This is a genomic window from Acidovorax sp. M14 (genome assembly GCF_049331375.1).
In the GTDB taxonomy this organism is placed as follows: domain Bacteria; phylum Pseudomonadota; class Gammaproteobacteria; order Burkholderiales; family Burkholderiaceae_C; genus Acidovorax.
In genome coordinates this window covers 4,531,692-4,547,606 of sequence record NZ_CP186263.1, presented here as the reverse complement: position 1 = coordinate 4,547,606, position 15,915 = coordinate 4,531,692, and the positions used below count along the sequence as shown (strand labels likewise).

Below are 15,915 nucleotides of genomic sequence, written 5' to 3'. Positions count from 1 at the left end.
GTGCTGCCTACAGTGGCTCCACCCCGAAAGGAATGCCATGAGTCCGTATCTGCCTCCCGACTTGCACCCCGACGACTACCAGCGCCTGCGCGATGCCGCCAAGCGCCACGCTCTGCAGTTGCGCCAGGAGGCGATCCGCGAAGCCCATGCCTGGGTGGCCCGGGGGCTTGTGCGCCTGACCCGACGGGTTCTTCATGCAATGCGGATCCCATCCGCACCCTCCCACCCATCCACCCTGGAAGCGAATACGCCATGCCCACCGTTGTCCTGAAACTGACCCCGCTGCAAAACCCCGAGCGCTACGAGGCGCTGGCCCGTGCGCTCACGGACCTCACCGTCCAGCTATTGGGCAAACGCCGCGAGGTGACCGCCGTGGTCATCGACGACCTGCCTGCCGCGCGCTGGCACATCGGCGGTGCGCCCGTGGCGCAGCCCACGGCCTTGCTGGAGATCAGCATCACCGAAGGCACGAACACCGAGGAAGAGAAGGCCGCTTTCATCGCCGCCGCGTTTGCCGAGCTGCAGCGCCAGCTGGAGGGTGATGGCGCGCTCGCTGCGGCCAGCTACGTGGTGGTGCGGGAGCTGCCCGCCAGCGACTGGGGCTATGGCGGGCGCACGCAACATGCGCGCAGATTGGCGCTGGCTGCATGAGCTGGCGAGCGCGTGAGGCGACAAACGCCTAGTGCGCGGATCAGGCCGCTGCGCCGCGAAAGCGCTGTGCCGCCTGGCGGCTCACCTCGGCCAGCAGTTGCTCTTCACTTTGTCGCTGGCGCAGCCAGCGGGCATCGTTCTGCCCCGCCTCGACCTCGGTGCGCAGCATGTGCATGGCGCTCGACGCACCCTGCACGGCCGCATGGCCTGCGATCTTGTCCATGGTGCGCAGGATGTGCTCGCGCAGCGGCATGTGGTCGCCCGTGGCCGGGTCCACGTACACCGCGTCCATGCCAAACCGGCAGGCCTGGAAGCGGTTGTAGGTGTAGACCAGGTAGTCGTCCTCTTCGGGCATGAAGGGCTGGTCGGCCAGGAACCACGCGCCCAGCGACTGCACGTAGCCCGCCAAGGCCGCAGCACGCTCGATGGTCAGCGGCGTGTCGAACACTCGGATCTCGATGGTGCCGAACTCGGGCTTGGGGCGGATGTCCCAGTAGAAGTCCTTCATGCTCTTGACCACGCCGGTGCGGGTCATCTTGTTGAAGTAGGTGGTGAAGTCGTCCCAGGTCAGCGCCATCGGGGCGCGGCCCGACAAGGGGAACGCGAACACCGAGTTGAGCCGGGCCGAATCGAACGCCGTGTCCTGCCCCTGCACGTACGGGCTGGAGGCCGACAACGCAATGAAGTGCGGGATGTAGCGCGACATGCGGTGCAGCATCAGCAGCGCGGCATCGGCATCGGGGCAGCCAATGTGCACGTGCTGGCCGAAGATGGTGAACTGCTTGGACAGGTAGCCGTACAGCTCGGACAGCTCGCGAAAACGTGGCTTGTCGTAGATGCGGCGCTCATGCCACTGTTGGAACGGGTGCGTGCCGCCACCCACCACGGCGATGTTGAGCTTGTCGGCGCTCTTGACCAGCGCATCGCGGATGGGGGTGAGCTGGCCCAGCACCTCGCTGGCCGAGTGGCAGATGCCGGTGGAGATTTCGATCATGCTGTTCGTCATCTCGGGCACCACGCTGCCGGGCAGCGGGGTTTTCTTCATGAGGCGCAGCATGTCCTCGGCATAGGGCGCGAGGTCGTAGTCGTTGGTGTTGACCAGCTGCAGCTCCAGCTCGACGCCCAGCGTCAGCGGCTCGGAATGGTTGAAGGCTTCAAGACTCACGGCTGTTCTCTCCGTTGTTGCTGCTACGCGTCAGGGGCGCCCAGGGTTTGGAGCTTTCGCCCGCACGGTAAATGGCCACGGTGGCAATGACGGCGCCGAACACTTCCATCAGCAAGACGGCAGGCAGGGCCACGCCCGCGATCACATGGCCGGTGGACGGCGATGCGAGCACGAACTGCGAGGCAATCAGCAGGGCGATGGAGGACATGGGCGTCATCGCGCAGCCCACCCACAGGGCTTGCTTCCAGCTGGCGCCGCTGCCCACATTGCCCAGTGCCACGCCCAGCGCCTTGGCCAACAGGCGCACTGCAATCAGGGCCAGCACCACACCGGCCACGGGGGCGCTCCAGTCGGCCTGGGCCGCCACGGTGGAGACCAGCACAAACATCAGCATGGTGAGCAGCGACGAGGCATTGCCCAGCTGACGCGGCCAGGCCCAGGGGCGGGGGTTGAGCTGCTTGAGCATCATGCCGCCCAGCAAGGCGGCCAGGGGGGCGGAGCCGCCCATGTGCGCCGCCACCGCTGTGCCCGCTGCCACCAGCGCCAGGAACAGCATGGAGGTGTTTTCGCTCGTGGGGCTCATGAAGCGCAGCGCGAGGCGCAGTACCAGAGACAACGCGGCGGCGACCAGAATGGACACGCCCAGCACCACCACCACGGGCGAGATGGTTTCGAGCAGGGTGAGGCTCTGGCGGTTAATAAGTTCTGCCTTGGCACTGCCCAAAGTCAGCGCGTAGAGCGTGGAGAGTGTGGTGAGTACGATGGCGCGCTCCGTCACCGGGCCCGCTGCGCGGGTGTCGGCCACCACGCGGGTTAGCACTGCAGGCGATGCAGCCAGCGCCACCAGCGCCAGCGGGCCTGCCGCCTGGGGCGGCAGCTGCAACCACACCAGCACCCAGTACACGGCAAAGTAGGTCAGTACCGACTCGGCAATGCTCTGCACCAGCACCATGGGGTTGTGGCGGAACCAGCGCAGCGGAATGCGGCCGCCGCATTCAAACAGCACGATGGCCACGCCCAGCTCCAGCAGGAACAGGCCAATGCCTTGCAGCGGCCAGACCGCGCCGCTGAAGCCCGCCAGGCCCGCTGCCGTGCCGACGAGCGAATAACCCACCACCTTGGGCAGGCCCGTGTGGCGCTGGGTGAGATAACCCGCCATGGCCGCCACCGCCAGCAGCAGTGACCATTGCACCGTGGGCAGCCCGGCCGACGGGCGCAGCCACTGCGCCCAAAAGCTCAGGATTTCATTCATGTCATCAGACCTCTGCGTCAGACGGGCGGAGCCCGTCGCTGTGGAGACTCCGGCACAAGTGCCGTCCGCAGGCGGGACGGTGTGGGCCGGAGCGTTGGTGCCCCGAATTTACAGGCGGAAACACTCCGCCCTTGTAGGACAGAGGCGGCGGTTGGCGCGTCAACCCTGTGCCGGTGTGGGCACCGGGCGCTGTCGCTCGGGTACAAAAAAACTCAGGGGCGCGGTGCGCAGGCGGGCGCGGATGGCGGCATAGATGCGTGCGCGGTCCACACCGCTCACGTTCTGCGCGCGCAGTGCCAGGCTGAAGGCCAGGTAGAAGCTCACCGACACGTTCAACGCACCCAGGAAAGGCAGCGAGGCCATGGCCCACCAGAACGCTGGCATCTGCAGCACCTGCAGCCCCAGTGTGGCGCTGGCGGCCGCCATCTGCCCGGTGGACAGGGTGACGTGACGCACATCCAGCCCCAGCCCGAAGAACGCAGCAAACGCGGGTACCAGGCCGAGCATGAAGCCCAGCGAGATGTTGGCCGCAAAGCCCGACAGGTTCTCGCGCAGGAAGCGCGCCCAGCGCGCAGCGCGCTCGGCGCCCAGCAGCCCGGTGATGCGGGGGTTGTAGTGCAGGGCCGAGTCCATGCGGTGCAGCACAAACCAGTTCTCCGTCCAGCCCGCGATGATGCTGGACGCGAACAGCAGTACCCCGGTGAACGCGGCAAAGAACAGCGACGGCCCCAGCAGGTGCAGGGACTCGAACACATGCTCAGCCTGCTTCTCGCTGATGGCCGGGTGGCCGGTGGCCAGTGCAATCAACGCGGCCAGCCCCAGCACTGCCGGGAACACCACCAGTACGTTGCCCAGCACCGCGGCGACCTGCGAGCGCACCAGGTGCGTGATCTCGTCCACGAACGACTCGATGGCGTCGCCGGTGCCCAGCTCCTTGAGCTTGGCCGCCATGGCGGGCGCGGTCATGGCAGGTTGTTTGGTGGCCACCGTGAAGTGCAGCAACTGGATCAGCACAAAGCTCACGGCATAGTTGATGCCCGCCATGAAGCCGCCCCAAAAGGCCGAGAGCGCCAGCGCATACAGGCCAAACTTGATCAGGGTGGTGAAGGCCATCAGCGCCCCGCCCCCCGCCGCCTTGCGCAGCATGGAACGGTATTCGGCGCTGGTGCGGGTGATGTAGTGCTCGCCCGTTTCGGCGCTGCGCTCGGCCACCTTGGCTGCCAGCAACGAGGAGTTGGAGGCCAGCAGCGCGCGCAGGCTGCGCCGCTCCTGCCCCACCATCACCAGCTGTGCCATGAGCTGTGCCGCAGTGACAGCGGGCTGCGCGGACAGCAGGCAGTCGAGCAGCACGCGCACGCGCAAGATGCGCTCGCGAAGCTGGCGCAGGCGAAAGACCAGGCCCACCGAGATGCCGTTGTCCTCGAAGTGCGTGTACACCGTGGCGGCTGCGGCACGGCACGACTCCAGCCGCTCGCGCAGGCGCTGGGCGGTTTCGTTGAGCCGGTCGGGGGTGCGCAGGGCGTGCAGCACTTCCACGCGCAGGCTTTCCACATCGCGGATGAGCGCATGGAAGGGCTGTGCGTCGCGCGCGGATTCGCTCATGCGCAGCCGCAGTTCGGGTGCAAAACCGGTCGAGAGAATCTGCCCCGCACAATAGGTGATGGCATCGAGCAGCGCCCGGTGCCAGCGCGTGGCGCCGCCAGCGCGCTCGTCGGCGTTGTCCTGGGCCAGCAGCATCACCAGGCGATTCAGGGTGGCTTCATCCAGTGCGGCCAGCCATTGTGCGTCGAACGCACTGGGCAAGGCCAGCATGAACAGTTCGGACGCATCGATGGTCTCGGGGCTGCCGGGCAACAGCTTGGTGCGCAGGCGCTCGGCGATCTCGCTCACCAGGGCGGTGCGGGGCGCAAAGCCAAAGTCTGCGAGCAATGTGGTGATGTCCACCTGGTCTACCAGCGTCGCCCACCAGGCACGCAGCCGCACCTGAATATCAGGGCGCGCTGCAACCGCCTCCACGAACAGCTGCACCCGCCCCACAGCGGCAGGGACGGAATCCCGCTTGCCGCGCACCCAGTTCAGCAGGTAGATCAGCCACAGGTGGCGATGGGCCAGATCGGCGGTTGGCTCCAGTGCGGCCAGCAGGCCGGCGAGGTCTTTGGGCTCGGCGGAATTTTTCATGGTCGGACTGCTCTCAGCAGCAAAGCAGCTCCTCCAATGGGAAGCGGCCCCACGGAAGGATGAGCGTGGGGGCTGTGGGAATGGTTCTTCAATGCAGCACCCGGCCACTCAGGGGTTCGCCCGATGGGCCGTGGCTAATCGCCTCCAGCACAAACAGGGGCACGGGCGTGTCAAACGGCTCGCCGTCCTCGGCAACGCAATGGAAGGTGCCGTGCATGGTGCCGCTGGATGTACGCAGGCGGCAGCCGCTGGTGTACTGGAACGACTCCCCAGGCTTGAGCAGTGGCTGCTGCCCCACCACGCCCAGGCCCTTGACCTCTTCGGTGTGGCCGCGCGCGTCACTGATGATCCAGTGCCGCGAGATCAGCTGGCCGGGCGCATCGCCCGCATTGGTGATGGTGATGGTGTACGCGAAGCTGAACACCCCCGTGTCCGGCGCAGACTGCTCGGGCAGGTATTCGGGCAGAACTTCCACGTCAAACTGGTACTTTGGCATGGGCCGCATGGTAACCGTGCGGCCCTGGATGTGGGCCACCGCCGGGCGCCAAAAACCCCAGGGGTTCTGCGCTTTGCGACAATCGGGGGATGAGCCGCACATTCCGAATCGCCCCCTCCATCCTCTCTGCCGACTTTGCCCGCCTGGGCGAAGAAGTGCGCAACGTTATTGCCGCTGGCGCTGACTGGATCCATTTCGACGTGATGGACAACCATTACGTGCCCAACCTGACGTTTGGCCCCATGGTCTGCCAAGCCCTGAAGCCCCACGCCAAAACGCCTGCGGGCGCGGCCGTGCCGATTGACGTGCACCTGATGATCCAGCCGGTGGACGCCCTGGCCGCTGCGTTTGCCGACGCTGGGGCGGACTACATCAGCTTTCACCCCGATGCCTCGGGCCATGTGCACCGCAGCATCCAGGCCATCCGGTCCAAGGGTGTCAAACCCGGCCTGGTGTTCAACCCGGCTGAGCCTCTGGATGTGCTGGACTGGGTGATCGACGACATCGACCTCATCCTGATCATGAGCGTGAACCCTGGCTTTGGCGGCCAGAGCTTCATCGACTCGGCCCTGCGCAAGATCGAGGCCGTGCGCAAGCGCATCGACGCCTCGGGCAAGGACATCCGCCTGGAAGTGGACGGCGGCATCAAGACCGACAACATCCGCCGCGTGGCCGATGCCGGCGCCGATACGTTTGTGGCGGGCAGCGCCATCTTCGGCAAGCCCGACTACCAGGGCGTGATCAACGCCATGCGCGCGCAACTGGGCTGATCACGAGCCCAGGGAGTCTGCTTAGAGCGGCTAACAAAACTCAGCGAAGCGGTTCTGGCTAGGCGCTGTGTCGCAGGCAGTACGAGCAGTACGACAAGACACAGCAACGACGCCAGAAGAGTTTTGTTAGCCGCTCTTACTGCGGCAACACGGTGGTGGTGACGGACTCGCGCAGCACACCGCCTTCAGATACCGATCCGCTGGCGGGGCCCTGTACACGGCGCACGCACTCGGCCTGCTCGTCGGCATTCTGAAAGGCGGAGCAACGCTGCGTGGCGTTGTCAGCTGCCTGTGGCCCCGGGTTGCTGAGCTGGCCCTTGCGTGCTGCGTCCTGGGCGGCTCCCGCCTCGCGCAGGCAGGTGGCGAGCGAATCCTGGGTGTTGTTGGTCATGCATTTCTGACGCTCCTGCTCGTAGCGTGCGTGGGCATCTGCGGCGGGCGATGGCTGTGCCATGGCCAGGGTACTGGCGGTGAACAAAGCGCTGGCCAGTGCCAAAGACAGCGGTGCGGAGGGCAAAAAGCCGGGACGTTTCATGGGAAGGACTCCTTGTTGTGGTCATTGCCCGAAGGCGTGATCGCAGCGTAGCGCTCCACCCTGCAACGCCTTGTCGGACGGCGCGCAGCCTCCCTGTCCGCCTGGGGTGTGTTTTTCTGCGCCCCGCGTCAGCCCAGCCGCTGGAAGGTGAGCACGAATGCCACACCCCCCTCGGTGTTGCGGGCGTTGATGGTGCCGCCCATCTTGGCCATGTAGGTCTTGGCCACGAACAGCCCCTGGCCCCGGTGTTCGCCTTCGCCCAACGGGGTGGGGCTGCTGGGGTCGGACACACCCAGTTCAAAAATCCGCTCCAGCAGGTCTTCGGCAATCGTCGATCCCTGGTTGTGCAGCGTGGCACTGGCGGTGGATTCTGATGCTGTGAGCGTCAGTGTGATCGGGCTGCCTGCGGGGCGGTAGCGGTCGGCATTGCGCAAGATATGGGTCACCACGTCTTCGAGTGCAAACTCGTCGGCGCGCACGATCACCGGGCTTGAGTTGTTCGAACCCGGGGCATACACCACATCCAGAATGCCCGCAAAGTGTGCGTTGTTGGCCACGTTGCGCAAGAAGGCGTCCAGGTCCAGCCGCCCCTCGGGCACATCGGCGGCCTGCAGCGCCTCGGCGGGCGATGCCGTGCCGTAGAGCACGTGGATGGCTTGCTGCATGCGCTGCACGTAGCGGTGGCCGGGGTCTTGCGGGCCGTTCAGCGCCATCAGCGACTGCAGGGGCGACATGATCTCGTGCCCCACGGCGTGCCACATGTCGCGCTCTTGCTGGGCGCGCAGTTGTTCGCGTTGCAGGTCGTCCTTCACGCGCTGCAGTAGGTCAGCCAGGCCCCCGGCCAGAATGCCCAGCTCGTCCGAGCCTCGCAGGTCCGACACATCCAGGTCACCCAGCCGGGGCCCGGTGTGGCCGGGCTGCACGTTGTACGACACTGCGGCGGCTCGGCGGGTGAGGGCGGTCACGCGTCGGATCAGGCCCACCTCCACCACCAGCCACGCCAGCGCAATCGCGCCCAGCATGGCGCCCAGGTACCACGACAGGCGCGTGGCCACGGCGGCCAGGCCTTGCTCCACCCCGCGCAGATGGCCGGTGAAGTTCACCACGTAGTTGCCGGTCGGCGTGTCCAGAATGTCCAGGCCTGTGGGGGCCTCTGGTGGCGTAGCTGCCGGGCCCACGCCTGCTGCCTCCAGCGGCAGCCAGCGGATCAGCCGCAGCAGCCAGGGCGCTGAGGGCTCGGCCTGCACCTCGACGCCCTTGAGGGTGAGGGCACTGGCCTCGTCGCTGCCCATTTTGCGGATCTGCACCCGTTCGCCCGGCAGCAGGCTGCGCGAGAGGTCGCCCAGCGATGCGGCCAATTGCGCACCGGGCGCGTTGCTGTCAAACAGCGGCCTGGCGTCTTCGCCCGGCGCCAGCATCTCGACCCGCACACGCATTTGCCCCAGATCCTCGGGCGGCCAGACCAGGGGCTCGTCCTTGCGGAACAGCGCTTCGCGGAACAGCTCGACGGGCAGGCGGATCGAGTAGTGGGTGCGGCGCAGGCAGTCCGTCGCTGAAGCCTCGCCAGTGAGGGCGCCAGCAGAGGTGCCAGTGGAGGCTTGGTTGGTGGGCTTAGGCGGCAGATCGCGGCACTGGCCGTTTTGCCACAGCCAGCCGCGAAAGTCGCGCACGGGCCGTGCACGCGCGTCGAGCTGCGGCGCGCCGTTGTCCACAAATCCCGTCAGGCGCCCGCGCACGGCAGCGCTTCCCTGCGCGGGCATGGCCTCGTACGGCGCAATCCAGCGGTAGGTGGCGCCGCGCATGTCCAGGCTGATGCGCGCACGGTGCGCCTCGGCGGGCACCAGTGCGCCGCGCTCGCGGGGCGTCAGCTCGCCCGCATAAAAGCTGCCCACCAGGTAAATGAAGCCGCCCGCGTACGGGTTGTTGCCAATCGCCGCGCACACCGAAGCTCCGTCGGGGTATTGCACCGAGCAGCCCGCCATCTCCACCGCCTGCTGCGATTTTTGCGGGTCGTCAAAGTCGATGGCTGCGTAGGGCAGCAGCAGCGGTGCCAGCGGCGTCACGCCCTGGCCCAGGTGGCTGGCGTTGAGCAGTGCCAACTGGCCCGAGGGGTGGCGCAGCCGCGCCATGACCTCGGCCTGGCTGCGCACAAAGCCGTGCTGGTAGGCCTGCCAGGCACGCTCTTTTTCGTCCTTGAGCACCACCACGCTCAGCGCCACCGTGGCCAGGGCCAGCAGCACAAACACACTGCGCACCAGGATGCGCAGGCGGAATGCGGGCAGGCCCAGGCGGGGGATGTCGAGTGCAGGGCGGCGCAGCAGGCGTTTCATTTGCCAACCCACCGAAACCCGCGCATGGGCACGTTCTCTATTCCCTCAAACCCAGGATCGACTTCGCGCAGCGCCTCGCGGATGGTGCTCACATGCTTGCGCACGTTGTCGCGGTTACGGCCGCTTTTCACCACCTCGAACAGTTCGTCGTACGACACCACTTCGCCACTGCGCTGGTGCAGCGTGGCCAGGATGCGCTGGGCCGTCAGGGGCAGGTTGATGCGCTCGCCGCGCCAGGTGGGAGTGCGTTGCCACAGCGGGTCCAGCACCAGCGCGTCGCCCACGGGCGCAGGGGCGGCGCTGGCCGGGGCCTGTGCCTGCGTAGTGCGCAGGATGTCGAGAAAAGTCTCGATGAAATCGGCCTCTTCAAACGTGGTTTTCTGCAGGTAGTCCCACGCGTCCAGCGCCTTCATGATGCTACGGTAAATGGCCGCTGGCATGGCCGACACCACCAGCACCGGCGTGCCCTGGCGCAGCTTGTTGATGGCGTTGATGAGGGCCACGCCCGCATGGCGCTCGCGGCCCAGTTCGATGTCCAGCACCACCGCGTCGTAGTGCTCGCGGGCCAGCGCGGCCTCGGCCTCGTCTCGGGTGAACCACTGGTCGATGACGATGCCGCTCTTGGCGCTGCGTATCCACCCGGCCAACTGGTTGCTGGTGGGCAGGTCGTCTTCGATCACGGCAATGCGGGTCATGGGCGGGGCGGGCAGTAAGGGGTGGGCGGATTATCCCGGCGGCCCGCGCCGGGCGGTGTGAGTTTTTCTTCCGGGGCCGGAAGGTTTGTGCGGGCGGTGTGAGCGCATTGGGGGCTGCGCTGCATTGTTGCTTCCGGGGTGGATCCGAACAATCGGTTCTCAATGAGTCAGCCACTTTGGCCGCTCAGAACCGACAACAACACCGACCCAACCTGAGAGAGAAACACCATGAAAGCCACCTGGAACCGCATCGTGCAGACCCTGAAGGGCCGTCGCTCCACCCCTTTGCCCGAAGCGGGCACGGAACCCGTGCTGGACGCTGATCTGCAAGGCCCCACCCCCACAGCAACCCCCACGAGTGAACCCGCGTCGGCAGCCCCGTTGAACTGGGCCTACCTGCTGCCCACCGCCCGCACCGTGCGCTGGCTGGCCGCTGGTGCCGTGGTGGCTGCAGCGGGCCTGATTGTGTACCGCAACCCGCCCGTGCAACACCTGGCGCAAGGCGACCTGGGTGTGCGCCTGAACCAGTTCACCGGCGCGGTGAGCCTGTGGCGTGATGGCAGCGTGTGGGTGGTGCCCGGCCTGCACACGGTGCGCGTGTTCTCGCTGCGCGACCAAAGCTACCGCCCCGAAGCCATGCGCCAGGCCACGGGCAGCGCGCCGCTGCAGTCGGTGGAGGGCCTGTCGCTGGGGCTGGATCTGAGCGTGCGCTATGCGCTGGACCCCAACTCGCCCGCTGTGAAGGCTGGCAACCTGCCCGACAACGTGGGCGCCGACATCGTCGAGCCCGCTGTGCAAGGCCTGGTCTACAAGGTGTTTGCCCGCTACACGGTGCGTGAAATCTTCTCGTCCAAGCGTGCCGAGATCGCGCAGATCATCGAAACCGAGCTGCGCACCCGCCTGGCGGCCGATGGCGTCACGCTGCGCAGCCTGCAGATTGGCAAGGTGGATTTACCCGCCGAGTACCGCCGGGGCATGGACAGCCTGCTGGCCGAAGAGCTGGCCTCCGAAAAAATGCGCTACACGCTGGAGCTGAAAGACAAGCGCGTGAAGGAAACCGAGCTGGACGCCAACGCCGACAAGGTGCGCCGCGAAGTGGCCGCCGAAGCCGCCGCCCGCGAGCAGGTCATTGCCGCCAAGGCGCAGGAAGAGGCCATGAAGCATGTGCTGCCCTTCAAGCAGCGCCAGATCGAGCAGCGCCAGCTGGAGGCCGAAGCCGAGCGAGTGGCCCGTGTGAAGGCTGCCGAAGGCGCCGCCCAGGCCCGCCGCATCGAAGCCAGTGGCGAGGCCGACGCCCGCCAGAAACTGGCCGAAGCCGAGGCCTACCGCATGGACCGCGTGGGCAAGGTCAACGCCGAACAAATGGCCCGCGAAGGCGCGCTGGTGACCAAGCACCCGTTGCTCATCCAGAAGACGCTGGCCGACAAGCTCTCAGACAAGATCCAGGTCATCATCGCGCCCCCGCCCACCAATGGCGACTTCATCGGTGCCGCGCTGCTGGGCGGCAACCGCAACGCCCAGGCCGGTGCAGCCCAGGCTGCGGCCGTGGCCGACGAGGCCACCACCACCCAAGCTGTGGAGCAATGAACATGAACGCCACCCTCGCTACCTTGCTGGCCGCCGTCGCCAGCGCCGCAGTGACCGTGGCGGCCGAGGCCGCCCCCCAGCCATCGCCCAGCGCCCAGGGCAGTGCCATCGTGGTGCAAGACCAGGCCAGCCTGCGCGCAGCCCCGCGCGACGGCGCCCAGCAGCAGGCCAGCCTGTGGCAGGGCGAAGTGCTGGAAGTGCGCGGCGAGCGCCTCGACTACCTGCAGGTGTGGGACCACAAGCGCGAGCGCGGTGGCTTCATCCGCGCCAGCGATGTGCGCCGCGTGGCCCTGACCGAGGCCGAAGGCCCCGCGCTGCTGGCCGTCATGCGCTTTGTGCAAGACACGCCGGGCGCCGAGGCGCTGGGCATTGGCCTCACTGCCGCCTACCTGCAAGCCGCGCCCGCCAAGGCCCTGGCCGGTGTGGAGGGCGCGCAGGCCTTTGATGCGCTGGGCACTTTTGCCGACCGGCTGGCCCGCCGTGCCTCGGTGGCCGTGCCGGGCAAGGCGTCAGGCGCCACGCTGTCGGCGCACCTGGATGTGGCCAATGGCTACGGCGTGCGCTTTGCCACCTACGAGGTTGAAGGCCGTATGCAGGTCTGCTACGAGGGCGAGGCCTTTCGCCGCCTGCTGGCCATGCCCGTGGCCGATGCCGAGCAGCGCGCCCGCGCCGCCCTGGCCTTGACCCGCCCCGAGTGCATCAACCCCGATCTGCCTGCGCACGAGCGTGCCAAGGTCACCACCTGGCAGGCCGACGTGCTGGAGCGCGTGGACGTGGCCCACCTGCCCGGCTACCTGCGCAACCGCGTGCAAATGCGCCGCGCCAGCGTGTGGGGCGCCGCCGCCTTTCAGCAGGCGCGCAAGAATGCGAGTGACCCGGCGGTGGCCGCTGCCGCTGCCCGTGCATTGACGGAACTCAGCGGCGTGAGCAAGGCCGAACTGCCCGACGAAGACCTGGCCGCTTACAACGACGCCGCCATGCGCGTGAGTGCTGTGCGCTGGGCCTTGGTGCCCGCCGCAGCGCCCGTGCTTGCCACCGGCACCCGTCCCACATTGCTGACGGAGCCCGGCGCCCCTGGCGAAACCTGCGTGCTGCTGGTGGACGCGCAACACAGCGCCAAGGCCCCGCTGCTGCGCCGCTGCACCTACGGCGTGGTATGGGCCGCATCGGCCAGCACCAACCGCGAAGGCACGGCCGTGGCCCTGGCGGTGCAACCCATGGAAGGCTGGCGCGAGCTGTGGGTGCTGCGCAAAACGCAAGGCGGCTGGCTGGCCGATGTGTTGCCCCCCGCCGCCGCCACCCCCGAGACCGGCGTGGCCGAATGGGCGGGCTGGGTACCCGGCGGCCAGCAAATGCTGGTGGCCCGCGAAGCCCGGGGCCAGGGCCGCTACCGCAAGAGCTTTGAAGTGGTGCGGCTGGAGGGTCTGACCACGGAGCGCGTGACCGGCGATGTGGCCGCGCTGCCCCTGTTCCAACGCTGGCAAGACCCGGCATGGAAGCGGGAAACGCTGAGCTTGCGTTGAACGAAGCAAGCTAGGTCGGGGGAGGATTTGGCGGGGTCCGTAAACTTGGCCCCGTCTTTTTCACTGAATGCCTGTTTCATGCCCGCTGCCGTTACGTCTTCGCTGTCCACCTTGCTCACCCGTGTGGACGCCGCCATCATCGACCTGGACGGAACCATGGTGGACACCATGGGTGATTTCAACGAGGCCCTGAACCGCATGCTGCGTGAACTGGAGCTGCCGTCGATTGCAGCCCAGACGATTGAGCACATGGTGGGCAAGGGGTCGGAGCATCTGCTGAGATCAGTGCTACATCACGTTCTGGTGCAAGTCAATCATGCCTCCGTTGCTACGGAAATTGAAGCGCTCTACCCGTCGGTATGGGCCAGCTACCAGCGCCACTACCTCGCCATCAATGGCCAGTACGCGGGGGTGTATGACGGTGTGAAGGCGGGGCTGCAGGTTTTGCAAGCCCGGGGCCTGCGGCTGGCGTGCCTGACCAACAAGCCCCGGGGCTTTGCGCTGCCCCTGCTGCAGTCCAAGGACCTGGATGGGTATTTCGAGAAGGTCTTCGGTGGCGACTCGTTCGAGCGCAAAAAGCCAGACCCCTTGCCACTGCTCAAGACCTGCGAAGCCTTGGGCACCAACCCCGCGCGCACGCTCATGGTGGGCGACTCCAGCAACGATGCGCAGGCCGCGCGGGCGGCTGGGTGCCCGGTGGTGCTGGTCACCTACGGCTACAACCACGGCCAGCCCGTGCGGGCCGTGGATGCCGATGGTTTTGTGGATTCGCTGGCCCAGCTGACCTGAGCCTGCCGGTTCGGTCCGCGGGGCGCTGGCGTTCAGGCGGTCAGCTGGCGCGGCGCCACGTTGCGGTAGTCCAGACGCGACGCTGCGGGGGCACTGCTGCGCACTGGGGCGGGCGCGGAGCTGTTGTGGCGCGTGGCGTTGTCCGAAAGGCGGAACACCGCCACGGCATCCACCAGCTGGCCGGCCTGGGTTTTGAGGCTGTCGGCGGCTGCGGCGCTTTGTTCCACCAGGGCAGCGTTTTGCTGCGTGGCCTGGTCCATCTGCGTGATGGCTTCGCCGACTTGTGAGACGCCCTGGCTCTGTTCGCTGCTGGCGGCGCTGATCTCTCCCATGATGTCAGTCACGCGGCGGATGGCGCTGACCACCTCGGTCATGGTGGCGCCAGCCTTGTCCACCAGGGCCGTGCCACGCTCCACGCGTTCCACGCTGGTGCCAATCAGGCCCTTGATCTCCTTGGCGGCTTCGGCGCTGCGTTGCGCCAGGCTGCGTACTTCGCCCGCCACCACCGCAAAGCCGCGGCCCTGTTCGCCTGCGCGCGCAGCCTCCACGGCGGCGTTCAGCGCCAGGATGTTGGTCTGGAAGGCGATGCCGTCGATCACGCTGATGATGTCGGCGATCTTGCGGCTGCTGTCGTTGATGCCCTTCATGGTGTCCACCACCTCGGCCACCACGTCGCCGCCCTGCTGGGCGACGGTGGACGCGCTCATGGCCAGCTGGTTGGCGGTGCGGGCGTTGTCGGCGTTCTGGCGCACGGTGGAGCCCAGCTCTTCCATGGAGGCCGCGGTTTCTTCCAGTGCGCTGGCCTGCTGTTCGGTGCGGGCACTCAGGTCGTTGTTGCCAGATGCAATCTCGGCACTGGCCGTGGCCACGCCCTCGGCGCTATAGCGCACATTGCCGACGATGGTGGCCAGACGCGATTGCATGGTCGACAGCGCCTGCAGCAGCTGGCCGGTTTCATCGTTGCCACTGGCGGTGATGGGGTGGGTCAAGTCGCCATCGGCAATGCTTTCGGCGGCTTGCTGGCCTTGCTGCAAGGGGCGGACGATGGAGCGCGTGACGGTCAGGCCCATCAGCGCGCCCAGCGCAACAGCCACCAGCGTGCCCACACCCAGCAGCACCTGGCTGGCCTTGGCCAGGGTGGAGGTGTCGGCCTGGCTTTCGGCCAGCTGGGCGGCCATGGTCTTGCGCAGGTCGTCCAGGGACTGGAGGTATTTGTCGGCCAGCGGGCGCAGGTCCTTGTCCACCAGGGCGGGCACGTTGGGTTCGCCGCCGCGGTGCAGCTCTCGGATTTCGTTGAGCTTGTCGTTGTAGGCCTGACGGGCCGTGGCAATCGCAGCCAAAAGGCCCTTGGCCTTGTCGCCTTGCACCAGCGCCTCAATGCGCTTGACCTTGGCTTCCATGCCCTTGGCCGTCGCCTGCGTGTCGGCGGTGAGCTTGTCCATGTAGTCGCGGTCGATGGCCTTGAGGAACGCTTCGGTACGCACCCAGTTCAAGCGGATGTCCGACGCCCAGTCTTCCACCAGGGTCTGCTGCTCGATCTCCTGTGTGGCTACGCGCTCACTGGCACTTTGCAGGCTGGCGATGCGCCACATTCCGGTGGCGGCGATGAGGGCCGTGATGAGCAAGATGGCGCCGAAGGATGCGCTCAGGCGCAGGCCGACGGAAAGGTTGCTGAGTTTCATGGTGGTGTCTGGCGCGAAGGAGGGCAGGGATCACAAGGGGCGTTACAGACGGCTCGTTGCGGGGCGCGGGTAGCGCATAAAACTCGGTTCAGGCCGTGGCCTCGGGCGCTGCGGGTGCGCGCAGCGGGAGGCCGGTTGTCGCGTCGTCGGAAGTCTCAAAAAGATGGGAAATGGCTGTGGCACAAAGTAAGAGGCAGGCTACTCCCGGGTAGAGGGCACGTCTGTCGGACGCGCGACAACTGGGGCCGGGAGAGCGTGGGTG

The 15,915-nt window shown here is 67.1% G+C and carries 14 protein-coding genes; 6 read left to right on the top strand and 8 right to left on the bottom strand.

The genetic code is table 11. The features are described from left to right. The first annotated feature begins 37 nt into the window (after positions 1 to 37). Positions 38 to 271 (top strand): hypothetical protein, encoded by a 234-nt coding sequence (locus ACOYR4_RS21250; protein WP_422847957.1) that lies wholly within the window; start codon positions 38 to 40, stop codon positions 269 to 271. After that, positions 253 to 651 (top strand): tautomerase family protein, encoded by a 399-nt coding sequence (locus ACOYR4_RS21245; RefSeq protein ID WP_422847956.1) that lies wholly within the window; start codon positions 253 to 255, stop codon positions 649 to 651. Before ACOYR4_RS21250 ends, ACOYR4_RS21245 begins: the two co-directional genes overlap by 19 nt. Positions 652 to 691: 40 nt before the next feature. On the opposite strand, the gene ACOYR4_RS21240 is transcribed toward ACOYR4_RS21245, so the two are convergent. From ACOYR4_RS21240 to apaG, 4 genes are all read right to left on the bottom strand, one after another. Next, entirely contained in the window at positions 692 to 1,816 is a 1,125-nt protein-coding gene (locus tag ACOYR4_RS21240) for a YbdK family carboxylate-amine ligase (RefSeq protein ID WP_274111585.1), read from the bottom strand. After that, complete coding sequence (locus tag ACOYR4_RS21235) at positions 1,806 to 3,068, bottom strand: cation:proton antiporter (RefSeq protein ID WP_422847955.1); 1,263 nt, start codon at positions 3,066 to 3,068, stop codon at positions 1,806 to 1,808. Before ACOYR4_RS21235 ends, ACOYR4_RS21240 begins: the two co-directional genes overlap by 11 nt. 159 nt (positions 3,069 to 3,227) lie before the next feature. After that, positions 3,228 to 5,246 (bottom strand): site-specific recombinase, encoded by a 2,019-nt coding sequence (locus tag ACOYR4_RS21230; RefSeq protein ID WP_422847954.1) that lies wholly within the window; start codon positions 5,244 to 5,246, stop codon positions 3,228 to 3,230. Positions 5,247 to 5,334: 88 nt separating this feature from the next. Then, a complete protein-coding gene (gene apaG / locus ACOYR4_RS21225) occupies positions 5,335 to 5,742 on the bottom strand; it encodes a Co2+/Mg2+ efflux protein ApaG (protein WP_015016065.1) in 408 nt (135 codons plus the stop codon). Positions 5,743 to 5,831: 89 nt separating this feature from the next. On the opposite strand from apaG, the gene rpe reads away from it, so the two are divergent. Beyond that, positions 5,832 to 6,512, top strand: a complete 681-nt coding sequence (gene rpe / locus ACOYR4_RS21220) for a ribulose-phosphate 3-epimerase (protein WP_295942999.1) — start codon at positions 5,832 to 5,834, stop codon at positions 6,510 to 6,512. A gap of 136 nt (positions 6,513 to 6,648) precedes the next feature. Here the strand turns inward: rpe and ACOYR4_RS21215 are convergent, their stop codons facing one another. The 3 genes from ACOYR4_RS21215 to ACOYR4_RS21205 form a co-directional block, all read right to left on the bottom strand. Then, positions 6,649 to 7,047 (bottom strand): hypothetical protein, encoded by a 399-nt coding sequence (locus ACOYR4_RS21215; protein WP_295943000.1) that lies wholly within the window; start codon positions 7,045 to 7,047, stop codon positions 6,649 to 6,651. Between the two features lie 128 nt (positions 7,048 to 7,175). After that, complete coding sequence (locus tag ACOYR4_RS21210; protein ID WP_422847953.1) at positions 7,176 to 9,377, bottom strand: sensor histidine kinase; 2,202 nt, start codon at positions 9,375 to 9,377, stop codon at positions 7,176 to 7,178. Further along, positions 9,374 to 10,072: a response regulator transcription factor gene (locus ACOYR4_RS21205; protein ID WP_209820489.1), complete on the bottom strand. Its 699-nt coding sequence runs from the start codon at positions 10,070 to 10,072 to the stop codon at positions 9,374 to 9,376. Before ACOYR4_RS21205 ends, ACOYR4_RS21210 begins: the two co-directional genes overlap by 4 nt. A 228-nt stretch (positions 10,073 to 10,300) precedes the next feature. Between ACOYR4_RS21205 and ACOYR4_RS21200 the strand changes: the two genes are divergently transcribed. From ACOYR4_RS21200 to gph, 3 genes are all read left to right on the top strand, one after another. Further along, positions 10,301 to 11,659 (top strand): SPFH domain-containing protein, encoded by a 1,359-nt coding sequence (locus ACOYR4_RS21200; protein WP_422847952.1) that lies wholly within the window; start codon positions 10,301 to 10,303, stop codon positions 11,657 to 11,659. Between the two features lie 2 nt (positions 11,660 to 11,661). After that, a complete protein-coding gene (locus ACOYR4_RS21195) occupies positions 11,662 to 13,182 on the top strand; it encodes a hypothetical protein (RefSeq protein WP_422847951.1) in 1,521 nt (506 codons plus the stop codon). Between the two features lie 78 nt (positions 13,183 to 13,260). Further along, positions 13,261 to 13,971 (top strand): phosphoglycolate phosphatase, encoded by a 711-nt coding sequence (gene gph, locus ACOYR4_RS21190; RefSeq protein ID WP_422847950.1) that lies wholly within the window; start codon positions 13,261 to 13,263, stop codon positions 13,969 to 13,971. A gap of 32 nt (positions 13,972 to 14,003) precedes the next feature. Here gph and ACOYR4_RS21185 read toward each other — a convergent pair whose 3' ends face one another. Then, positions 14,004 to 15,653, bottom strand: a complete 1,650-nt coding sequence (locus tag ACOYR4_RS21185; protein ID WP_422847949.1) for a methyl-accepting chemotaxis protein — start codon at positions 15,651 to 15,653, stop codon at positions 14,004 to 14,006. Positions 15,654 to 15,915: the final 262 nt, after the last annotated feature.